This window comes from Sorangiineae bacterium MSr11954 (assembly GCA_037157815.1).
GTDB lineage: Bacteria > Myxococcota_A > Polyangia > Polyangiales > Polyangiaceae > Pendulispora > Pendulispora albinea.
The window spans coordinates 1,860,459-1,879,414 of record CP089984.1; the positions used below are offsets into that span (position 1 = coordinate 1,860,459).

The 18,956-nt window shown below is 68.3% G+C and carries 15 protein-coding genes and 1 pseudogene; 11 read left to right on the plus strand and 5 right to left on the minus strand.

Annotated features, from left to right (window positions below; all coding sequences use genetic code 11):
• Positions 1 to 153: 153 nt before the first annotated feature.
• From LZC94_07700 to LZC94_07710, 3 genes are all read left to right on the plus strand, one after another.
• Positions 154 to 1,158, plus strand: coding sequence for a DUF5996 family protein (locus tag LZC94_07700; GenBank protein WXB17151.1), 1,005 nt, complete (start codon positions 154 to 156; stop codon positions 1,156 to 1,158).
• Between the two features lie 23 nt (positions 1,159 to 1,181).
• Positions 1,182 to 1,337, plus strand: a complete 156-nt coding sequence (locus LZC94_07705; GenBank protein WXB17152.1) for a hypothetical protein — start codon at positions 1,182 to 1,184, stop codon at positions 1,335 to 1,337.
• Positions 1,338 to 1,553: 216 nt separating this feature from the next.
• Positions 1,554 to 2,168 (plus strand): LysE family transporter, encoded by a 615-nt coding sequence (locus tag LZC94_07710; protein WXB17153.1) that lies wholly within the window; start codon positions 1,554 to 1,556, stop codon positions 2,166 to 2,168.
• A 6-nt stretch (positions 2,169 to 2,174) separates the two neighbouring features.
• Here the strand turns inward: LZC94_07710 and LZC94_07715 are convergent, their stop codons facing one another.
• From LZC94_07715 to LZC94_07725, 3 genes are all read right to left on the minus strand, one after another.
• The gene (locus LZC94_07715) at positions 2,175 to 3,797 is read right to left on the minus strand and encodes an ATP-binding cassette domain-containing protein (protein ID WXB17154.1); all 1,623 of its coding nucleotides are present in this window, start codon (positions 3,795 to 3,797) and stop codon (positions 2,175 to 2,177) included.
• Between the two features lie 57 nt (positions 3,798 to 3,854).
• The gene (locus tag LZC94_07720) at positions 3,855 to 4,121 is read right to left on the minus strand and encodes a hypothetical protein (protein ID WXB17155.1); all 267 of its coding nucleotides are present in this window, start codon (positions 4,119 to 4,121) and stop codon (positions 3,855 to 3,857) included.
• Positions 4,122 to 4,216: 95 nt separating this feature from the next.
• Entirely contained in the window at positions 4,217 to 4,609 is a 393-nt protein-coding gene (locus tag LZC94_07725) for an RNA-binding protein (protein ID WXB17156.1), read from the minus strand.
• Positions 4,610 to 5,120: 511 nt separating this feature from the next.
• Between LZC94_07725 and LZC94_07730 the strand changes: the two genes are divergently transcribed.
• From LZC94_07730 to LZC94_07740, 3 genes and pseudogenes are all read left to right on the plus strand, one after another.
• Positions 5,121 to 5,951, plus strand: a complete 831-nt coding sequence (locus LZC94_07730) for a metallophosphoesterase (GenBank protein WXB17157.1) — start codon at positions 5,121 to 5,123, stop codon at positions 5,949 to 5,951.
• Between the two features lie 111 nt (positions 5,952 to 6,062).
• Positions 6,063 to 7,583 carry a helix-turn-helix domain-containing protein gene (locus tag LZC94_07735; protein ID WXB17158.1) on the plus strand — a complete coding sequence of 507 codons (1,521 nt, stop codon included), beginning with the start codon at positions 6,063 to 6,065 and terminating at the stop codon, positions 7,581 to 7,583.
• A 207-nt stretch (positions 7,584 to 7,790) separates the two neighbouring features.
• A pseudogene (locus LZC94_07740) lies at positions 7,791 to 8,168 on the plus strand (methylated-DNA--[protein]-cysteine S-methyltransferase).
• Between the two features lie 2 nt (positions 8,169 to 8,170).
• Here the strand turns inward: LZC94_07740 and LZC94_07745 are convergent.
• Positions 8,171 to 10,195 carry a DUF885 domain-containing protein gene (locus LZC94_07745; protein WXB17159.1) on the minus strand — a complete coding sequence of 675 codons (2,025 nt, stop codon included), beginning with the start codon at positions 10,193 to 10,195 and terminating at the stop codon, positions 8,171 to 8,173.
• Between the two features lie 255 nt (positions 10,196 to 10,450).
• Between LZC94_07745 and LZC94_07750 the strand changes: the two genes are divergently transcribed.
• The 5 genes from LZC94_07750 to LZC94_07770 are packed head-to-tail and all read left to right on the plus strand — an operon-like array spanning position 10,451 to position 15,729.
• Positions 10,451 to 11,644, plus strand: coding sequence for a histidine kinase (locus tag LZC94_07750; protein ID WXB17160.1), 1,194 nt, complete (start codon positions 10,451 to 10,453; stop codon positions 11,642 to 11,644).
• Positions 11,645 to 11,658: 14 nt separating this feature from the next.
• Complete coding sequence (locus LZC94_07755) at positions 11,659 to 12,447, plus strand: LytTR family DNA-binding domain-containing protein (GenBank protein WXB17161.1); 789 nt, start codon at positions 11,659 to 11,661, stop codon at positions 12,445 to 12,447.
• Between the two features lie 38 nt (positions 12,448 to 12,485).
• Positions 12,486 to 13,757: an efflux RND transporter periplasmic adaptor subunit gene (locus tag LZC94_07760; protein WXB17162.1), complete on the plus strand. Its 1,272-nt coding sequence runs from the start codon at positions 12,486 to 12,488 to the stop codon at positions 13,755 to 13,757.
• On the plus strand, positions 13,757 to 14,503 hold the full coding sequence (locus LZC94_07765) for an ABC transporter ATP-binding protein (protein WXB17163.1): 747 nt from the start codon (positions 13,757 to 13,759) through the stop codon (positions 14,501 to 14,503). Before LZC94_07760 ends, LZC94_07765 begins: the two co-directional genes overlap by 1 nt.
• Positions 14,500 to 15,729 (plus strand): ABC transporter permease, encoded by a 1,230-nt coding sequence (locus LZC94_07770; GenBank protein ID WXB17164.1) that lies wholly within the window; start codon positions 14,500 to 14,502, stop codon positions 15,727 to 15,729. Before LZC94_07765 ends, LZC94_07770 begins: the two co-directional genes overlap by 4 nt.
• Before the next feature lie 122 nt (positions 15,730 to 15,851).
• Here LZC94_07770 and LZC94_07775 read toward each other — a convergent pair whose 3' ends face one another.
• The gene (locus LZC94_07775; protein WXB17165.1) at positions 15,852 to 18,890 is read right to left on the minus strand and encodes a tetratricopeptide repeat protein; all 3,039 of its coding nucleotides are present in this window, start codon (positions 18,888 to 18,890) and stop codon (positions 15,852 to 15,854) included.
• Between the last annotated feature and the right edge of the window lie 66 nt (positions 18,891 to 18,956).

The following is an 18,956-nucleotide window of genomic DNA, read 5'->3' on the forward strand; positions in this document are numbered from 1 at the left end:
GGCGCGATCGATGCGCGTCGACCTCGACGTAACCCATGCGCGCCGACCTCGACGCGATCGATGCGCGCCGACCTCGACGCGACCCACGAGACCGACGAGACCGACGAGACACGAGGCTCGCGATCACCAAAGCCACCCGGCGAGAGGTGCCCTATGGCTGCCATGAACCCTTACTTCGAGCGGCAAAGGCCGTTTACCCCCATCGGTCGCCGGGCGCTGCCGCGAGGTGGCGCTGCATGGCCTGCGCTTCCCCTCGAGCGCTGGCGCGACACGTATCGAACCCTGCATCTGTACGCGCAAATCGTGGGGAAGATCCGATTGGCGCTCACGCCCAAAACGAATCAATGGTGGAACGTCCCGTTCTACCTCGGGCCGCGCGGGTTTCGAACGTCGCCCATGACGTATCCGTCGGGCAGTGTTGCGGGCTGCCGCACCTTCGAAATTGCGTTCGACTTCGTGAGGCACGAGCTCGAGGTCTCCGACAGCGACGGGCGCGTGCGAACCTTGGCGTTCGTGCCCGCGCTGTCGGTCGCCGAGTTCCACCGCGAGCTGCATCGCATTCTGGCCGGCCTCGGGATCGAAGTGCGTATTCGCCCGAGGCCGTGCGAGCTCCCGGTGCGCACGCCGTTTGCCCACGACACGAGCCACCGCACGTACGTCGCTTCGGACGCCGAGGCGTTCTTTCACGTGCTGCGCCGGGTCTATCCCGTGTTCGAGACCTTCCGCGCGGGCTTCCGTGGAAAGTGCAGCCCGGTACATTTCTTTTGGGGTCAATTCGATCTGGCGGTCACCCGTTACAACGGCTGGCGCATGCCCACCCCGCCGGGTTCCGAGGCCCTGCGCGATCGGCACGACGAGGAGCACATCTCGCTCGGCTTCTGGCCCGGCGACGCCTGGAGCGATCTGCGCGACGAGCGCAGCACCTTGGGCGCGATGTTCTATTCGTCGACCGTCCCCGAGCCCGCGGGCATCGCCAAGCACGCGGTGGAGCCAGAGGGCGCCTACTACCTCGAGGAGCGAAAGCAGTTCGTTCTCCCCTACGAGCACGTGCGGAGCGCGCCCGATCCGGCGCAGGCCATCCTGAGCTTCGCCCAGTCGACGTACGAGGCGGGGGCCGCGCTCGCGGGCTGGAATCCGGAGGCGCTGGCGTATCCGTAGAAAGGGCTCGACGTCGTATGCGCATGAAGGCGTACACCACCGTGTCGAAAGAACGATGGCTCATTCCCGTCGCCGGCCCTTCGCGCTCCGGCACCCACGACGATCCGGCCAAGCTGGCCGCCAACGCCAAGGCCAATGCCATGTACGGTCGCGCGCTATTTCGCTTCGCAAAGAGGTAATTCCAACACCCTCGTGGATGAGCGGACGACGTTGTTTTGCGAACAACGAGTCCATGGGGATGCCGTCGCGCGCTCTTCGAGCTTTGATTTCGTCTGGACCACGCGCTGCCCACGCTACATTCGACGAGTCATGCACATCGAGAATGAGCGCCGCACCTACGCCGCCTTCGACGGGGACGTCCTCTGCCGCGCCTGGCAGGCGGATCGGGCTTCGACGTGAGCGCGATCCTCGAAGGATTCGCCCTCGGCCTTGCGTACGCGGCGCCGATTGGGGCTCAGAACGTGTACGTCATTCAGTCGGCCGCCGGCGCACCGCTGCGGCTGTCTCTGCGTACGGCGCTGGTGGTGACGGTGATGGACATCTCGCTCGCCTTGGCCTGCCTCTACGGAGTGGGGGCGGTCTTGGGGCTCCTGCCATGGCTCCGCGTCGCCATGACCATCGTGGGGGCGCTCTTCCTGCTCGTCACCGGGATCAACCTCGCGCGTCGGCGCGGGGAGAGCGTCGACGTCGAGGGCGCGATGGGTTCGTATGCCTGGAGCCGGATCGTGGTGACGGCCTTCGTGCTCACCTGGCTCAATCCGCAGGCCCTCCTCGACGGCACCTTGCTCCTCGGCGGCTTTCGCGCGCAGCTCGGCGACGCGGATGTACCGTTCTTCGTCCTCGGTATGGCATCCGCATCGACGGTGTGGTTCCACACCGTGACCCTGCTGGTGGGGACCTTCCGGGCGCGGTTCAGCGTCCGGATCATGACGTGGATCAATCGATGTTGCGGCGTCGCGCTATGTGCGCTGGGCATTAGCCTCGCCCGCAGCGTCGTGCGGGGATGGTAGCGCGCGTCACTCCCGCATCCCCGGCGCCTCGCGCCCCGTTTGCTCCACGTATTCGGTGTAGCCGCCGCCGTATTTGTGGATGCCCTCCGGGGTCAGCTCGAGCACGCGGTTCGAGATGGCCCGCAGCACGTGGCGATCGTGCGACACGAAGAGCATCGTGCCTTGGTACTCGGAGAGCGCTTCGATGAGCATCTCCTTGGTGCCGAGATCGAGGTGGTTCGTCGGCTCGTCCAGAACCAAGAAGTTCGGCGGATCGTAGAGCATTTGCGCCAGCACCAGGCGCGCCTTTTCGCCGCCGGAGAGGATGCGGCACGGCTTCTCCACGTCGTCGCCGGAGAAGCCGAACACGCCGGCCAAGGTGCGCAAGGAGCCGATGGAGGCGTGGGGGAAGCGGCTGACCAAGGACTCCCAGACGGTGTCGGTGGCGTTCAAGAGCTCCATGGCGTGCTGGGCGAAGTAGCCCATCTTGACGCTGGGCGGGATGTTCACCCGGCCCTCGTCGGCGGTGGTTGCCCCGGCAACGAGCTTGAGCAAGGTGGATTTGCCCGCGCCGTTGGCGCCCATCACGCACCATCGCTCCCCGCGGCGAACCAGGAGATCGAGGCCGTTGTAGATGGTCTTGCTGCCGTACGACTTTTTGATGCCCTCGAGGTTGGCCACGTCGTCGCCGGAGCGGGTGGTGGCCGCGAAGTTGAAGGTCAGCTTCTTTCGCTTCCGCGGCGGCTCGATCTTCTCGATCTTCTCCAGCTTCTTCACGCGCGACTGCACCTGCGCGGCGTGGCTCGCGCGCGCCTTGAAGCGGGCGATGAAGGCCTCTTCCTTGGCGAGCATCGCCTTTTGGCGCTCGAACTGGCTCTCCGCTTGGGCGTCGAGGACCGCGCGCTGCTTGACGTAAAACTCGTAGTCGCCGGAGAACATGGTGAGCTCGCCGCCGTCGATCTCGGCGATCTTCGTGACGATGCGGTTCATGAACTCGCGATCGTGCGACGTGAGCATCAGCGCGCCGTCGTAGTTCTTCAAGAACTGCTCGAGCCAGAGGATCGACTCGATGTCGAGGTGGTTGGTCGGCTCGTCGAGCAGCATGGCGTCGGGGCGCATCAAGAGGATGCGCGCGAGCGCGACCCGCATCTTCCAGCCGCCCGAGAGGGTGCCCACGTCGGCGTCCATCACCTCTTGGGCGAAGCCGAGGCCCGCCAGGATCTCGCGGGCGCGCGCGTCGAGGGCGTAGCCGCCCAGCTCTTCGAAGCGGGCTTGCACCTCGCCGAATTCTTCGATGAGGCGCTCCATATCGTCGGCGTGCGCGGGATCGCCCAGTTTGTGCTCGAGATCGCGCAGCTTGGAGGCGACCTCCGAGATGGGGCCGGCGCCGTCGAGGGTGGCCCCGACCACCGTGGTGCCCTTCATCTCGCCGACGTCTTGGCCGAAGTGGCCAATCGTGATGTTCCGCTCGACGGCCACCTGGCCCGAGTCCGGATCTTCCTGCTTCAGGATCAGCCGGAAAATCGTGGATTTTCCGCATCCATTGGGGCCGATGAGGCCGACTTTGTCGCCGCGGAAGAGGGCGAAGGAGGCGTCGACGAACAGAATTTGTCCGGCGTATTGTTTCGAAATGGAATCGAGGCGGATCACGCGCCTCTCTCTAGCCTAAGCACGAGAAAGGAGCACGCGCCGCCTCGAATAGGACGCTCACAAATCGCGCGCGGCGATGTCGGAATCGGGATCGGGCTCCGCCTGGGAGGACCATTCATCGCGCGCGCACGCGTACGTGGCCCGCGCGACCTGCTCGAACTCCGCCTGGCTTAGCCCCTCGAGCGAGTGGCGCCGCAGCTCCGCGGAGATGTGTGCACGCGCCCGTGCACGCGCTTCGGTGAGGGTTCCGGGCCAACCTCCGACCACACGGCGACCGTCGGCGCGCAAGGTTTCGCGCCAGGTTCGCACCCACTGCTTCCCCACGGCTGCCGTGCCTTCCTCGATGACACGACGGCGAGCGTCGGTCCCGACGTCCTGGGGTTCGGATCCTTCTTGAGCCTGCTGCCGTTGAAGCGCGCTCACCAGCGGTTGCGCCGGTCGGAGCCACCGCCGTTGCGCCCACCGCGGTCGCCACGATCACCGCCACGGCCACCACCACCACCGCCGTAGCCGCCACCGCCACCACCACCACCATAACCGCCGCCCCCGCCACCACTGCGGGCCGGACGCTCCTCTGCCTCGTTCACGCGAAGCGCGCGGCCTTCGACGTTGCGGCCGTTGACAGCCTTGATGGCCTTGTCGGCCTCGGCAGCCGAACCCATGGTGACGAAACCAAACCCTCGTGACTGCCCTGTCACTCGATCCGTAACGATGTGAACATCCGTCACCTCACCGATCTCGGCGAAAATCGCCCGCACAGAGTCGGCGGTCGAGTGAAACGACAGATTCCCAACGTAGAGACGATTCCCCATGATCCTTCTTCTCGCTTACGGCTCGTGTACCAGGGGCGCCCTAAAGAAAGAGGCGCATTCGAAGTGACCTACCATCCAATTGAGCCGCAGAGTCGGAAGGAGAGGGCGCGGCGGGTCTCGCCACCTCCGATCGTCTGACGTCACGAATCCCTCGAGAAAAATGCGAAGAGAGCGTGGTGCCGGGCGTCGTGAGTTACGGAGAGGTTACCTGAAAGCCCAGACGATGCAAGCTTGCACAATCTTTGCGTGCGCTACAGTTATCTTTTCTTGGGGTTGTGTGTCCAAATGGGCGACCAGGCCACTTCGAGTCCACCTGGCGTGAATGGCGCCGAGGTCGAACCGAAAGAGCGGGTTGGGCCGCGTGCGTAATCTGTAACCTGCACGTTTCCCAAAAGGGCCGATGATGGCGCGAAGACGTTTCGCGCGCGCCGCGGCGGGGACACTTGGCACCGCCAAATTCTCCGGCAACGAGCGCCCAGGAGGTGCTCGCCGAAGGAAGCTGGAGGCAGCCATGTCGGTGAAGACGACCCGCATTGCTCATTTGTCGGACTTGCACTTGCTCGAACCGAACCCGGACGGGAGCCGGAGCTACGGATTCGACGTGCGCTTCGTGAGCCTCGGACGAAAACTCGACGCGCGCGAGCGCATGCGCAAGGTGACGCGTGCCCTCGAAGCGGCGCAGCGCGCGGGGGTCGACCATGTCGTGGTCTCCGGCGATCTGACGGAGACGGGCACCGCGCGGCAGTTCGAAGCCGTGGCCGAAGTGTTCCACGACTCGCGCATCCCGCCGTCGCAGGTGACGATGGTGCCCGGCAACCACGATGCGTACACGGCCCCCCGCGCTTGGCGGGAGGCGCTCGACGGTCCGCTCCGCGCATACGCCGAAACGTCGGCCCACGGGCCGGGGGCTGTGGTCGAGCGCCCGGGGTTTTGCATTCTGCCCATCGACGTGGCCTGTCATCAGCCGGTGACTCGCTCGTCGGGCGAGCTCTCGATGCTCGAGGCCGACGCGCTCGAGCGGCGGCTCCGCGATCCCGCGTTCTCGCGCAAGGCGGTGGTGGTGGTGCAGCATCATCCGCCGAACCCGCACCGGGTGCCGGCGTGGCAGTGGATCGATGGGCTGCGCGGCTGGGCGCGCATGATGAAGCTGCTCGAGCAGAACCCCGAGGTGCAGGTGCTCCACGGGCATTTGCACTACGCCGTGAACCGGATGGTGGTGAACGGTCGGGACCGCATTTTTGGTGCGCCGGCGGTCGTTTCGGACAAGGATGATGCGGTTCGTGTGCGCCTGTACGAGGTGCGCGATGGGGTGCTGGAGAGCGCGGGGTTGATCGCGGCTTAGGCTCTTCGGCCGTGCCGGGTGCGAGGGGCGCGCAGCCGCCATTTTCGGCAATTCGTGATGAGGTCCGAAAATGGCCAGACTTGGTGGTGCGGTGGCGCTACGTAGAGGGGCGTGGATGCGGAGACATTTTATCGGGCGCTGAGCGCGCGGGACGCGCGGTTCGACGGTTCGTTCTTCGTCGGCGTGACGACGACGGGGATTTATTGCCGGCCCATCTGCCCGGCGAGGACGCCGGCGCGTGAGCGGTGCGTCTTTTTTCAGCGGGCCACCGAGGCCGAGCGCGACGGGTTTCGCGCGTGCTTTCGCTGCAGGCCCGAGCTCGCGCCGGGCGGCGCGCACGTGGACGCGCTGCCGTCGCTGGTGAAGGCGGCGCTCGCGCGCATCGATCGGGGTTACCTCAACGAGCACTCGGTGGACGAGCTGGCGTCGGAGCTGGGGGTGACCACCCGGCATTTGCGGCGCGCCACCGAGGCGGAGCTCGGTGTCTCGCCGGTGGAGCTCGCGCAGTCGCGGCGCCTCTCGCTCGCCAAGCAGCTCCTTCAAGATACGCAGCTGTCGCTCACCGACATCGCTTTTGCGAGCGGGTTCTCCAGCGTGCGCCGCTACAACGCGCTCTTCTCCGCGCGGTTCGGGCGACCGCCTTCGGCCATCCGGCGCGGGCATGGAGCGCCTTCCAGCGCGCGCGCATCGGCCCGCGCTGCGCGCCAGCAAGGCGGTGGGGACGGTGCGAACGGCGGCGGCGAGGGGAGCGAGGGCGCGACCATCCCGCTCCGGCTCGATTATCGGCCGCCGTTCGATTGGGCCACCTTGCTGAAATTTCTCGGCGATCGCGCGATCCCAGGGGTCGAATCGGTGACCGACGGCGTCTACCGCCGCACCGTGCGCATCGGCGAGAGCTCCGGCGTCGTCTCGGTCGAGCACGATCCGCATCGCGGTGCGCTCTGGGCGCACGCTTCGGTGTCGCTCTCGGGGGTGCTCATGCCGCTCCGCGCGCGGCTGCGCGATCTCTTCGATCTGGACGCGCACCCGCGCGCCATCGTGGAGCACTTGGGGAGCGATCCCTTGCTCGGCCCCTTGGTCGCGGCGCGGCCGGGGCTTCGCGTGCCGGGGGCCTTCGACCGGTTCGAGACGGGCGTGCGCGCGATCGCCGGGCAGATGGTCTCCGTTCGCGCGGCCACCACCTTGGCCGGTCGCATCGCGCGCGCCTTCGGCGATCCGCTGGGCGAGCGCGAGGGCGAAGGCGACCGCCTCTTTCCCACGGCGGGCGTTCTGGCCGCTGCCTCCATCGACCAAGTGGCCTCCCTGGGCTTTCCCCGGGCGCGCGCGCTGGCGCTCATCGGCCTGGCGCGCGCGGTGGCCGACGGCGCGCTGGTGCTCGACGACGACGCGGGCACCTACGAGTCGAAGATCGAGGCGTTCAAAGCGCTGCCCGGCTTTGGCGAGTGGACGGCGCAATACATGGCGATGCGCGTCCTCGGGTGGCCCGACGCGTTCCCCGCCTCGGATCTGGGCGTGCGCAAGGCGCTGGGCATGGCGCCGGCCAGCGCGGTGCTGACCATGGCCGAACCCTGGCGCCCGTGGCGGGCGTACGCGGCCATGCATTTGTGGACGTCGCTGGCGCAAGGCGGCTGAGAGCGAGAACGAACCATGGGCACGCGATACCATCGAGATTTGAAGGCGCCGTTCGGCACCATCCGCATCGTCGCCGAGAGCGGGGCCATCGTGGCCCTCCACTTCGAGGACAACTGGCACCTTTGTAAATCGGAGCCTCTCGGCAAATCGGAGCGCACCGGCAAATCGGAGTCCACGGGAGCGCAGGGGCTCATCGACCGCGCCATCGTGCAGCTCGAGGAGTACTTCGTGGGGGCGCGCCAGGAGTTCGATATCCCCGTTCGCCCCAGCGGCACCGATTTCCAACGCGCCGTTTACCGCGCCTTGCTCGATATCCGATTTGGCGAGACGCGCTCGTACTCCGATGTGGCGCGCGCGGTGGGCCGGCCCGACGCGGTTCGCGCGGTGGGCGCGGCCAACGGGCAAAACCCCATTTCCATCATCGTCCCGTGCCACCGCGTCATCGGCAAAAATGGGAGCCTGACCGGCTACGGCGGCGGCATCGAGACCAAGCGGTGGTTGCTCGATCTCGAAAAGCCGCAGCTGTTCCCAATGGCAGGCCGGGCCGCGTCTTCCGTGACACGACCCGCCATGACGCGGGGCTGACGTCAGCGCGCCTGCCGCACCTCGCGGAGGAGCTCCTCGCGGAAGAACGTGGACGGCACGAACCCCTGGCGCATGAACGCCGCGTGGAAGCGGTGGAGATCGGCGGGGGTCTTCACCCCGGCCTCCTGGCGCATGGCCAGGATGATGTCCTTGCCCACGCGGTACGTGATGGCTTGCGTCGGATCGCGCGCGTAGCGGAGCGCGCCGTGCTCGGCGCGCGTGCAGCTCGAACGCTTGTCGGCGTTGGTCCGGGCCTTGGCGTCGCGGCAGGAGCCCGGGAGGAAGTCGGGCACGCTCGAGAGCAGATCGACCACCGCATCGAACGACAGGCGGCCGATGTGCATGCCCGTATCGACCCTCACGCGCAGATCGCGGTAGTAGCCCGCGCGCAGCGCGTAGAGGTGCTCCTCCGGCGTGAACAGGCCGTGGGGCGAGTCGGCCGTGGGCTCCGCGACCAGGTACTCGGAGTAGAGCCCCCAGCCCTCGGCCGCCAGCGAATCGAGCCACATCGAGGATGAGTCTTCGACCGCGCCCGGCGTGAGCCAGCGCACCAGGCCGACTTCGGCTTTGTTGGCCGCCACCGATTTGAAGTGCCAATCGTGGCCGGGAAAGGCTTCGTGCGCGCACAAATCGGCCAGCTGGTGCACGTTGGGGCCCTTGGAGCCCGGCTCGATGGGCGACACGTAGAAGCGCCCGGTCCCCGTCTTCTTGAACGGCGGCGCCGGATAGTACGCGGCCCCCGTGATGGTGCCTCGAAGGGGCTCGGGGGTCTCCATGATATCGATGCGGTAATCGGCGGGGACGTCGAAGAGCCCATTCTTCCGCGCGCCGTCGATCATCCGGAAGCACGTCTCGCGGTAGCCTTTGAGCATGGCCTCGTTCGAGGTGATCGTCTCCTTGGAGAGGTGATCGAAGACCGTGCGCACGGCGGTGTCGTCGTCTTTGGGGAGCGCGAGGCCGCGGCGGCCCCCGATTTCGCGCGCGAGCTTGACGATCTTCTCGCGGGTGGCGAGGAGGATGGGCCACGACTCGTCGAAGAGGCGCGCCGCGTTGGTGTTCAGGCGCAGGTTGTTCTTGAGCGCCCAATCGTACTCGACCGCGCCCATGGCGAACTTGTCCCCCGCGAAGCGCGCCTTGATCCCCTTTGCGCCCTTCTTCGGATCGTCGAAGAACGTGGCGGCGAGGTACCGATGAAAGTCGCGGTAGGCGGCGGCGGCGGCCCGCGATCCTTCGCGCACCTCGGCGAGGAGCTGGTCGCGCTCTTGGCCTTGGCCGGCGATCTGGGTGCTCGCGAGGGCCGGCAGCTGGCGCTCGAAATACTCCGCGTTGGCCTCCGAGGACGCCAAGCCGTTGACCGCGAGGACCCGCGCATCCGCGGTGCGCCCGGAGGCCACGCCGAGATCGAGGTTGGCCTGCGCCGTCTTGAAATAGGGCCCGACGCTGCGAAGGCGCGCGATCAAGCGGCGCCACTCGTCGGGGGTGCCGGTGCTCTTCGGGCCGGTCGACGTCATGCCCTGGAGGTAAAAATCCACGGCGCGAAAGGGCTCGTCCACGTACGTGTCGATCGACTGCTCTTGGTAGCGGCGCACCTGGTGCTGGTGCACGAGGAACCGAACCTGCGCGAGCGCCACGTCGCGATCGATCTGCAGGGCCGGCGATTGGAGCTGGGAGCTCGCCTCGAGCTCCTTCTCCATCGACGCGAGCCACTGGTCCTCCTCTTGGAGCGCGCGCGCCCCGTGATCGCGCAGCCGCCCGTCCGCCTCGGCGAGCGAGGGATCGAGCCCGGCGCCGCCGAGGTAGGTGTTCACCGTGGGATTGCGGCGCAAGAACTCCACGACATAGCGGCGCTCGAGGGCGCGGAACGACTCGTCGGGGCTGCTGGCCCCGGCGGCTGCGGAGCCGGGCTTCGCCGGGGTTGCGGCGACGGCGGGCTCCGCCGATTTGGCACCCTCGGTCGCGGGTGGCGACGCAGCGCAGTGCGCCAGGGTTGCAAGAAGGGGGACGAGGAAGGGAACGGCAGCTTTCACGTTGCTCCCTTAGGGGCGCAATGGTTCGGCTTCAATGCCGGACTCGGGGGCCATCTTCGAAATCCAATCCACGAGCGCGCCGTCGCGGCGATCCCGCCGACCGTGCGCGGCGTGCAGGGCGTGCGGGACATGCAGGGCATGCGGGGCGTGCGCGGCGTGCAGGGATGCGCTCGAGATCGCTCCGATCCGACGAAAGGGGGCCCGGTGCGGACCGGCCGTGGGGACATGGCGCGTGGCCATGGGTACGATCGGAACATGGCAGCAGAGAGCAATCTGGGGATGGTGCCCCAGACGACCCAGGCTACCCAAGCGAGCCGCCGGGCGGAGCTCGTGGCCGCCGAGGGCGCGGGTGCCATGGAGCCTCCGGCGGAGCGCACCTCCCGCCGCAACCGGGTGCTCTTTGGCAGCGCGGTGGTCTTGGCGGCGGTGCTCCTGCAAGCCGGCACGCAGTTCTTCGTCATCCAGGATCGCGCCCGCGCCCTCATCCAATTCATTCACCTGGCCATCGAGGTGCCGATCCTCATGGTGGCCCTCTCGAAGACGCACGCCTGGGCGCTGCGCCGCCAAGCGTCGCCCGTTCGCGCGCTGATCGCGGGCTCGCTGGTGGCGGCGGCCATCGGGATGGTGTGCACGACCATCCTCTGGTTCGTGACGGAGCAATTGGGGCTCCGTCCCCATACATTCAAATTTTACAAAGTCGTGCTGTTTGGATTCTCCTTCTCGCAGCTCTATTTCGGTCTCTGGGCGCTCGCCTTCGTCTACCCCTTCGCGGCGGAGGACGCGCGAATCCGCGCCCTGGAGGCGGAGAAGCTCCGCAGCATGGCCGATCTCTCGCGCCTGCGCGCGCACCTGGAGCCGCATTTTCTGCTCAATACGTTGAACGCGATCGCCGGCTTGGTGACCGAAGATCCGCGCGAGGCGCGGCGCCTCATCGCCTGCCTGGGCGATCTCTTGCGCGACGCGCTCCGCGACGAGCACGAGCTTCAAACGCTCGACGAGGAGGTCGCGTGGTTGAAGCGCTATGCCGCCATTTTGGAGGCGCGGCACCGGGGCGAGCTCGTTTTCCAATGGCAAATCGAGTCCGGGCTTTCGAATGTCCTGCTGCCGCGGCTCTTGCTCCAGCCGCTGGTGGAGAACGCCGTCAAACACGGCGCGCTCCGCCGCAAGGGCGGCAAGGGCCAGGTGACCGTGCGCGCCCTCGAGGACGAGGCGGCGCGGGTGATCTTCACCATCGAGGACAACGGCCCGGGGCTCTCGGATCGCCAGCGCGATGGGACCTTCGGGCTCCAATCGGTGCAGAAGCGCCTGAGGCTCCGGTATCCGGGGGCCGAGCTTCGGTTGACCTCTTCGTCCGCGGGGACCGTGTCCACCGTTGAAATTCCGCGCGATGCGCTGGCCTTGGCGCCCGCGCAAACGGCGCGCAAGGCGAGCAAAGCAGGTGCATCGTGAGGGGGGAGGAGTCCGTGCGGCTTCGTGCGTTGGTGGTGGAGGACGAGTGGCCCGCGCGCAACTATTTGGTCGAGCTCCTTCACGGCTCGGGGGTGGCGGAGGTGGTGGGCGCGGTCGGCGACATCGAATCGGCGCGTGAGGCGCTGCGGGTGGCGACGCCGAACTTCGGGCTCGACGTGGTCTTCGTCGACGTGCAGTTCGCGAACGACGGCGACGAAGCGGGGCTCGATTTGATCCGCTCGATGAACCCCGGCCCGCGCTCGCCGGCGGTGGTGCTGGCCACGGCGTTCGAGCAGCACGCGCTGGAGGCGTTCGATCTGGGCGTGGTCGATTACCTCCTCAAGCCGTTCACCGAGGAGCGCGTCCTGCAGTGCCTCTTGCGGGTGCGCGACCGGCGGACGTCGCTCGCCCCGCCCAGCGGTTTGTCCCCCGAGGGCCCCTCGCGCATCGTGGCCCGGCGCAAGAACCGCCTGGTCTTCCTCGACGCGCACGAGATTTGGGCCTTCGAGGCGGCCGATCGCCTCACGTTCGTGCACACCGTGCACGGCACCTTCGACATCGATTTATCGCTCTCGGCCATCGAGGCGTCGTTCGGTCACGCGTTCGCGCGGGTGCACCGCAATTGGCTGGTGAACGCGTCCTCCGTCAAAGAGCTCGAGCGCGACGGCAACGAGACGCACTTGTTCGTCGGGCTGGGACTGCGCGACGAGGGGAATGGAGTGCGCGTGCCGGTCGCGCGCGATCGCGCGCAGGCCATACGCGAAATGTTGCTGACGAATACGGCGGGCATCCGCCGCGTATAGCCCTCCGCCCCGCGCGGATGGGCGGCGAATGGAACGAGATGAAACAGCTCAAAAAGATCGTCTATGGGGTGGTGGTGCTCCTTTTGGTGAGCAGCGCGGCCATCGCCGGATGGCGCTACCGCGCGTCGCACCAAGAGCCGCCCATCGTGTACAAAACGGCCAAGGCCGAGAAGCGCCACATCGTGGGGAAGGTGACGGCCAGCGGCACGTTGGCGGCCACGGTGACCGTGCAGGTGGGCACCCAGGTGTCGGGCCGCATCAAAGAGCTCTTCGCCGATTTCAATTCACCGGTGAAAAGAGGCCAGCTGGTCGCCAAGATCGATCCGCTCCTGTTCGAGGCGGCGGTGGAGCAGGCGAATGCCAATTATCTCTCGGCCCAAGCCGATTTGAACCGGTCGAAGGCCAGCGCCCTCGACGCCGAGCGCCAGCTGGCCCGCACCAAGGCGCTGCGCGACTCGGAGCTGGCGTCGCAGAAGGATCTGGAGACGGCGGAGACGACGGCGGCGGTGGCGCGCGCGTCGGTGGGGGTGTCGGAGGCGGGGCTCGCCCAGGCGCGCGCGCAGCTGAATCAGGCCAAGGTGAACCTGTCGTACACGAACATCGTCTCGCCCATCGATGGAACGGTGATCTCGCGCAATGTCGACGTGGGGCAGACGGTGGCCGCGTCGCTGCAAGCCCCGGTGATCTTCACCATCGCCGAGGATCTCCGGAAGATGAAGGTCGACACCAATGTGGCCGAGAGCGACGTGGGCGGCCTCTCGCCGAACATGGATGTGTACTTCACGGTCGACGCCTATCCGGGCCAGCGGTTCAAGGGGAAGATCGGCCAAATCCGCAACGCCGCCCAAACGGTGCAGAACGTGGTCACGTACGACGCGGTGATCGAGGTGGACAACACCGATCTGAAGCTGCGCCCCGGGATGACGGCCAATACGACCATCGTCTATGCCCAGCGCCACGATGCGCTCGCCGTCTCCAACGCGGCCCTTCGGTTTCGCCCGCCCGCTCCGCCGGGCGCACCCGCCGAGACGACCGCGTCCGGCCCCCGCGGCCCGCGCGGGCGAGGCGCCAAATCGGAGGGCGCGCAAGGGCAGGGCGCGCAAGGGGAGAAGACGGTGTGGGTGCTGCGAAATGGAAACGCCACGTCGTTGCAAGTGCAAGTCGGTTTGAGCGACGGTTCGTACACGGAGGTGACGGGCGGCGAGCTCGCGTCGGGCGACGAGGCCATCGTGGACGCCACGCTCACGGAGAAGGCCGCGGCCAGCCCGCCGGCCGCGAGCGGCCTTCCGCGCGGGGGGCGCCTGTTCTGATGACCGCCGCGCCGAGCCGAGACCAGGCGGACGAAGGGCTCATCGAGCTGACGAACGTGAGCAAGGTGTACCAAACGGGCGGCGACGTGGAGGTGCGCGCGCTCGACGGCGTATCGCTGAGCATCGCGCCCGGCGAGTTCGTGGCGGTGATGGGGTCGTCCGGATCGGGGAAGTCGACCTTGATGAACATCCTGGGGTGCCTGGATCGCCCCACCGCGGGCACGTACCGGCTGGCGGCGCGCGAGGTGTCGAAGATGAGCAAGGTGGAGCTGGCCGAGGTTCGGAGCCATGTGCTCGGCTTCGTCTTTCAGAACTTCAACTTGCTGGCGCGCACCAGCGCGCTCGAGAACGTGGAGCTGCCGCTCCTCTACCAGCGCGTTCGCTCGGCCGATCGCCATCGCCGGGCCAAGCGGGCGCTCGAGCGGGTGGGGCTCGGCGCGCGGCTCGACCATCACCCCAATCAGCTCTCGGGCGGGCAGCAGCAGCGGGTGGCCATCGCGCGCGCGTTGGTGGCGGAGCCCAAGGTGATTTTGGCCGACGAGCCCACCGGGAACTTGGATTCGCGGACCAGCGTGGAGGTGATGGCGCTCTTTCAGGAGCTCGGGCGCTCGGGGATCACGATCGCGCTGGTCACGCACGAGCCGGACATCGCGGAGTACGCGTCGCGCGTGGTGGTGGTGCGCGATGGCCATATCCTCTCCGATACGCGGCAGGCGCCGAAGATGGCGGTGGGAGGCGAAGGGTGACCCTCTTTCAGACCTTGCGGGTGGCGCTGCGCGCCATCTGGCGCAATCGCATGCGGAGCTTCTTGACCACGCTCGGCATCATCATCGGCGTGGGCGCGGTCATCGCGATGATGGCCATCGGCGCCGGCGCCAAATCGCAGATCGAGCGCGCCTTCGCCGCCATGGGCACGAACCTCCTCATCGTCATGCCGGGAACGTCGGTGACGGGAGGCTCGCGCGGTGGGTTCGGGTCGATGCCGACCCTCACCTGGGACGATCTGGAGGCGATCCGGACGGAGGCACCCAGCGTGAAGCGCGCGGCCGCGGCCTTGCGGTCGACCCAATCCTTGGTGGGCGGCGAGCAAAACTGGACGACCAGCGTGACGGGGACGAGCCCCGAGTACTTCGACATCCGAAACTGGCCGATGGCGAGCGGAGTCGGCATCACGGCCAGCGACGTCGATGGCGGAACGAAGGTCGTCGTCTTGGGGCAGACGGTGGCGGAGAAGCTGTACGGCCCGAACGCCGATCCGGTGGGGCAGACGCTGCGCGTGGGCAATACGCCCTTCACCGTGGTGGGGGTGGCGGCTCGAAAAGGGCAATCGGCGAGCGGCCAGGACTACGACGACGCGGCGTTCATTCCGTATTCGACGTTCGCGCGCAAGATCCAAGGTGGTCTCGGCAAGTACCTCCAAGGGACCATCTTCATCGAGGCCATCTCCGGCCCCGCGACCAGCCGCGCGCAGACCGAGGTGACGGCGCTCCTCCGCGATCGGCACCACCTGGGCGAGGGGAGCGACGACGACTTTTCCATCCGCAACTTGGCCGAGATCGCCGGCGCGCAGCAGCAGGGGACCGATACGATGACCACGCTGCTCGCGAGCGTGGCGGCCGTCTCCTTGCTGGTCGGGGGGATCGGCATCATGAACATCATGCTGGTGAGCGTGACCGAGCGGACCCGCGAAATTGGCGTGCGCATGGCGCTCGGCGCCAAGCCGGGGGACATTTTGCTCCAGTTCCTGGTGGAGGCGCTCTCCTTGGCGATGGCCGGAGGCATCCTCGGCGTGGGCATCGGGGTCGGTGCGGCCACGTGGCTCGGCGCCAAGTTTGGTTGGCCGATGCTCGTGGAGCCGGAAGTGATCCTGTTGTCGGCGGCCTTCAGCGCGGCGGTGGGGATCGTGTTTGGCTCGTACCCGGCGCGAAGGGCGTCGCAGCTCGATCCGATCGATGCGCTTCGCTACGAGTGATTGGCGGCCGTCTTGGAGCGCTCGGGCGGCGCCTCGGGCGTAGCCGGCGGCGCGCCTCGGAAGCTCGGGCGGCGCCTTGCGCGTCGCCGGCGGCGCCTCGGAAGCTCGGGCGGCGCCTTACGCTACTTGCGCCAGACTTGCGGCGGCCGCATTCCGAGCGGCGCGCCTGCGGCGGTCGTATCGGGATCCACGACTCCGAGATCGTAGAGGGCCTTGATGTACGCGTACCCGCGCCGGGCGTCCTTCATGGTGCCCAGCGCCAATGCGGCGGCGATGCGGCTCGGGAGCGGCGCGAGCTCCGGCGGCGGATCGAGCGAGGCGGTTCGGCCGCGCGCATCGTCGAGCTTGTTCGCGGAGGCCACGGCGTAGGCGCTGAGCCAGGTGGCCATCGGGCCGAGGATCTGCCCCTGCTTGGCGAGCAGCGGACCCACCTCGCTCGCCTTGCCGCGCGCGACCAAGACGAGCACGCGCTCGAAGAGGCCGCGCGCCGTGGTGGTGCCCCCGGCGAGGGCCGTGCGGCTCGCCTCGTCGGCCTCGTCGAGGCGGCCGTCGTAGCGCGCGAGGCGCGAGAGCCGCACGGCGCGGGCGTGCACCGGGGGCTTCTCGGCGGTCTTCCACGGGGCGGAAATTTTCTTGGCCGTCTCGAGGTCGCCGTGGTCGAGTGCGAGATCCATCGCCACCAGATCGGACCAAGGCGTGTCGGCTCCGGCCAGCTCCAGGAGCTTCTTGTCGTTCAGGCGCGCGCGCCCGGCCAGGGCCTCCTGCGCGGTGACCATCGGCAGCAGCGAGGCGGATTTGCGGGCCGCCTCCGGCAACGCCAGGAGCGCGCGATCCAAGCCGTCGGTGTCGAGCTTCTCGTAAGCGGCGGCCGCGTGAACGAGCGCCACCTCGGGCGAGGGCTCCAAGCCTTCGGTCGCCTTCTGCGCCTCGTCCAGCCGATCGCCGAGCAGCGCCACGCGCGCGGCGAGCACGCGCGCGGGCGGGTAGAAGGCCGAGAACGAGACGGCGACCAGCGCGGCTTTGCGCGCGAGCTGTTCGTCGCCCAAGGAGATGGCCATATTTCCGAGCCACACGGCCACGCCGGGCGAGTCCACCGCCTTGAGCCCGTTTTCGATCTCGGTCTTCGCCTCCACCGGCGCCCGCGCATCGAGCGCACCGAGCGCCTTGATGGCGCGCGGCACGACCTGCAAGGGTAGGGGCAAGTCCGCCCCGTTCGCGAGGACGGCCATGGCCTCGTTCACCTCCGGCGGCGGCTTCTCGCTGCGCGCAGGATCGCGCGCCCACGTGAGGGCCACGAGCGCCGCGCCCTCCGCGCGATCCGGGTACTTTGCACGGAACTCCTTGGCCAGCGCGGCGGCCTTCGCCGCGTCGCCCGAGAGCGCCAGGAGGCGCACCAGCGCGACGTGCGCCGCCACGAGCTCCGGATCGAGCCGGGTGGCGGCCATGTACCGCTCGACCGCGTGCTCGCTGCCGGCCCGCTCGAGGGTGGCGCCGGCGAAAAGCTGGTAATATGCATCTTTCTCCGCCGGACCATCGAAGCGCGGCAGGAGCGCGGCGGCGCCGCTCGTGTCCCCTTGGAAGAGCGACGAGGCGAGGTGGGCGAACGCGTACGAGGACTCCGGGAGCTTCACCTCGCGGGCGCGCTGGATCGCGTCCTCGAAGGCGATTTCGCTCCCGCCCTTGAGCAAGCCGACCAGCGCGCGTTCCTGCAACCACGCGAGCGCGGCCCGCGGCGAGCGCGACTCGAGATCGAAGACCTGCCCGAACGTCTTCTCGACCTCCGGAAAGGCCGACGTCTTTCCCGCGTGCAGCTGCGACTCGATCTGCGCGAGCATCCGCTCGGCCGTGTCGTGCGCCAGCATGCGCTTCGCGCGAACCTGGTGGAAGGTCCCGTAAACGCCCCCTCCGAACGCGAGCATCATGAACACCAAAAAGAGCGCGCTCTTCCAGCGCAGCCGCCGTTTCGGCTTGTCCCATTGCAGCGGCGTATGCGCCGCCGCTTCCGGCTCGAACACACCGACGAGGGCCAGCGCGTCGAGCAGCTCGGCCGCCGTTGGAGGCGTGGCGGACGGATTCGCCGGCGCCGCGACCCGATAGGCTCCAGGTGCAGCAGGCTCCGGCGCCGTATGGGGAGCGGGCGCGGAGAGGCCGTGCCCATTGAAGAGCGAGAGCTCGACGTCGATGGGGATCTCGGCGCTGGCGTTGGGGTGCGGTATGCCGCGCGCATCCACGAACATGGGCGCGGGCACGCTGGAGTCCGGGCTGGGGAGGCGCGGAAGGCGCGCGAGATCCATCGCCACCCCGCGCGGCGAGGCCGGCGCTGCGGGGGCAACGGGGCCGAGCCCCATGGGCGTGGGGTTGTCCCAGGTTTGCGCGGCGCTCACGTCGCGCGGTGAAAAGCCGCGCGAGGGCGGCGCCACCGAGGTGGCCTCGTTCGCGTCGCCGAACCCCGAGATGAGCGGGAGCTCCGGTAGCCGCGCGGCGCCGGCGTGCGCGGGGGCGGCGTGCGCTGGGGCGGCGTGCGCGGCGCCGGCGTGTGCGGGGGCGCGGGTTGGCGCGTAGGTGGGGACGACGTTGCGTACGGGTTGTGCTGGTACCAACCCGATCGGGCCGAACTCGCCGCGGGGGCGGGTGGGATCCTCGCGCAGACCGCTGTCGGTCTCGTTGAACGAGTCGTACTCGGAGTAGGCCTCTTGGGCCGCTGCGGGCGCCGTGCGCTCCACCTCCGCGGCGACCGCGCGCGTCCCGGCGTTGGCGTGCATCGGTTTGAAGACGCGCGAACGCTCGAGCCACAGGCGGGTCTCGGAGTCGTTGATGCCAAAGGCGACCGCGCGCTCGAACACCTTTTCCGCCCGCTCGGCGTCGCCCCGCCGAAGCAGGACCTCTCCGAGCACGCGGTAGATGACACCTTCGCGCGGCGCCAGCTTTCCCGCGCGCACGAGGAGGCTCTGGGCCTCCGCCAAGCGCAAGGTCCGCATGTACATGCGCGCCGCGGACACCAAACAGGGCACGCTCGCCGCGAGCTTGTCGCGCGTGTATGTCCCGACTTCTAGAATGAGATCCGCGTGCTCGGCCCGAACGGCATCGCACAGGGCGATCGTCGTGGGTTCATCCGGGTTGCGCCTCCACTGACGCGCGAGCTCGTCCACGTGACTCGGCATACGACCGCCAAAGTATCACAGGACGAGGCCGTTCCGGCCCCGCTGGAATGGTCGTTTGGGGCCGTG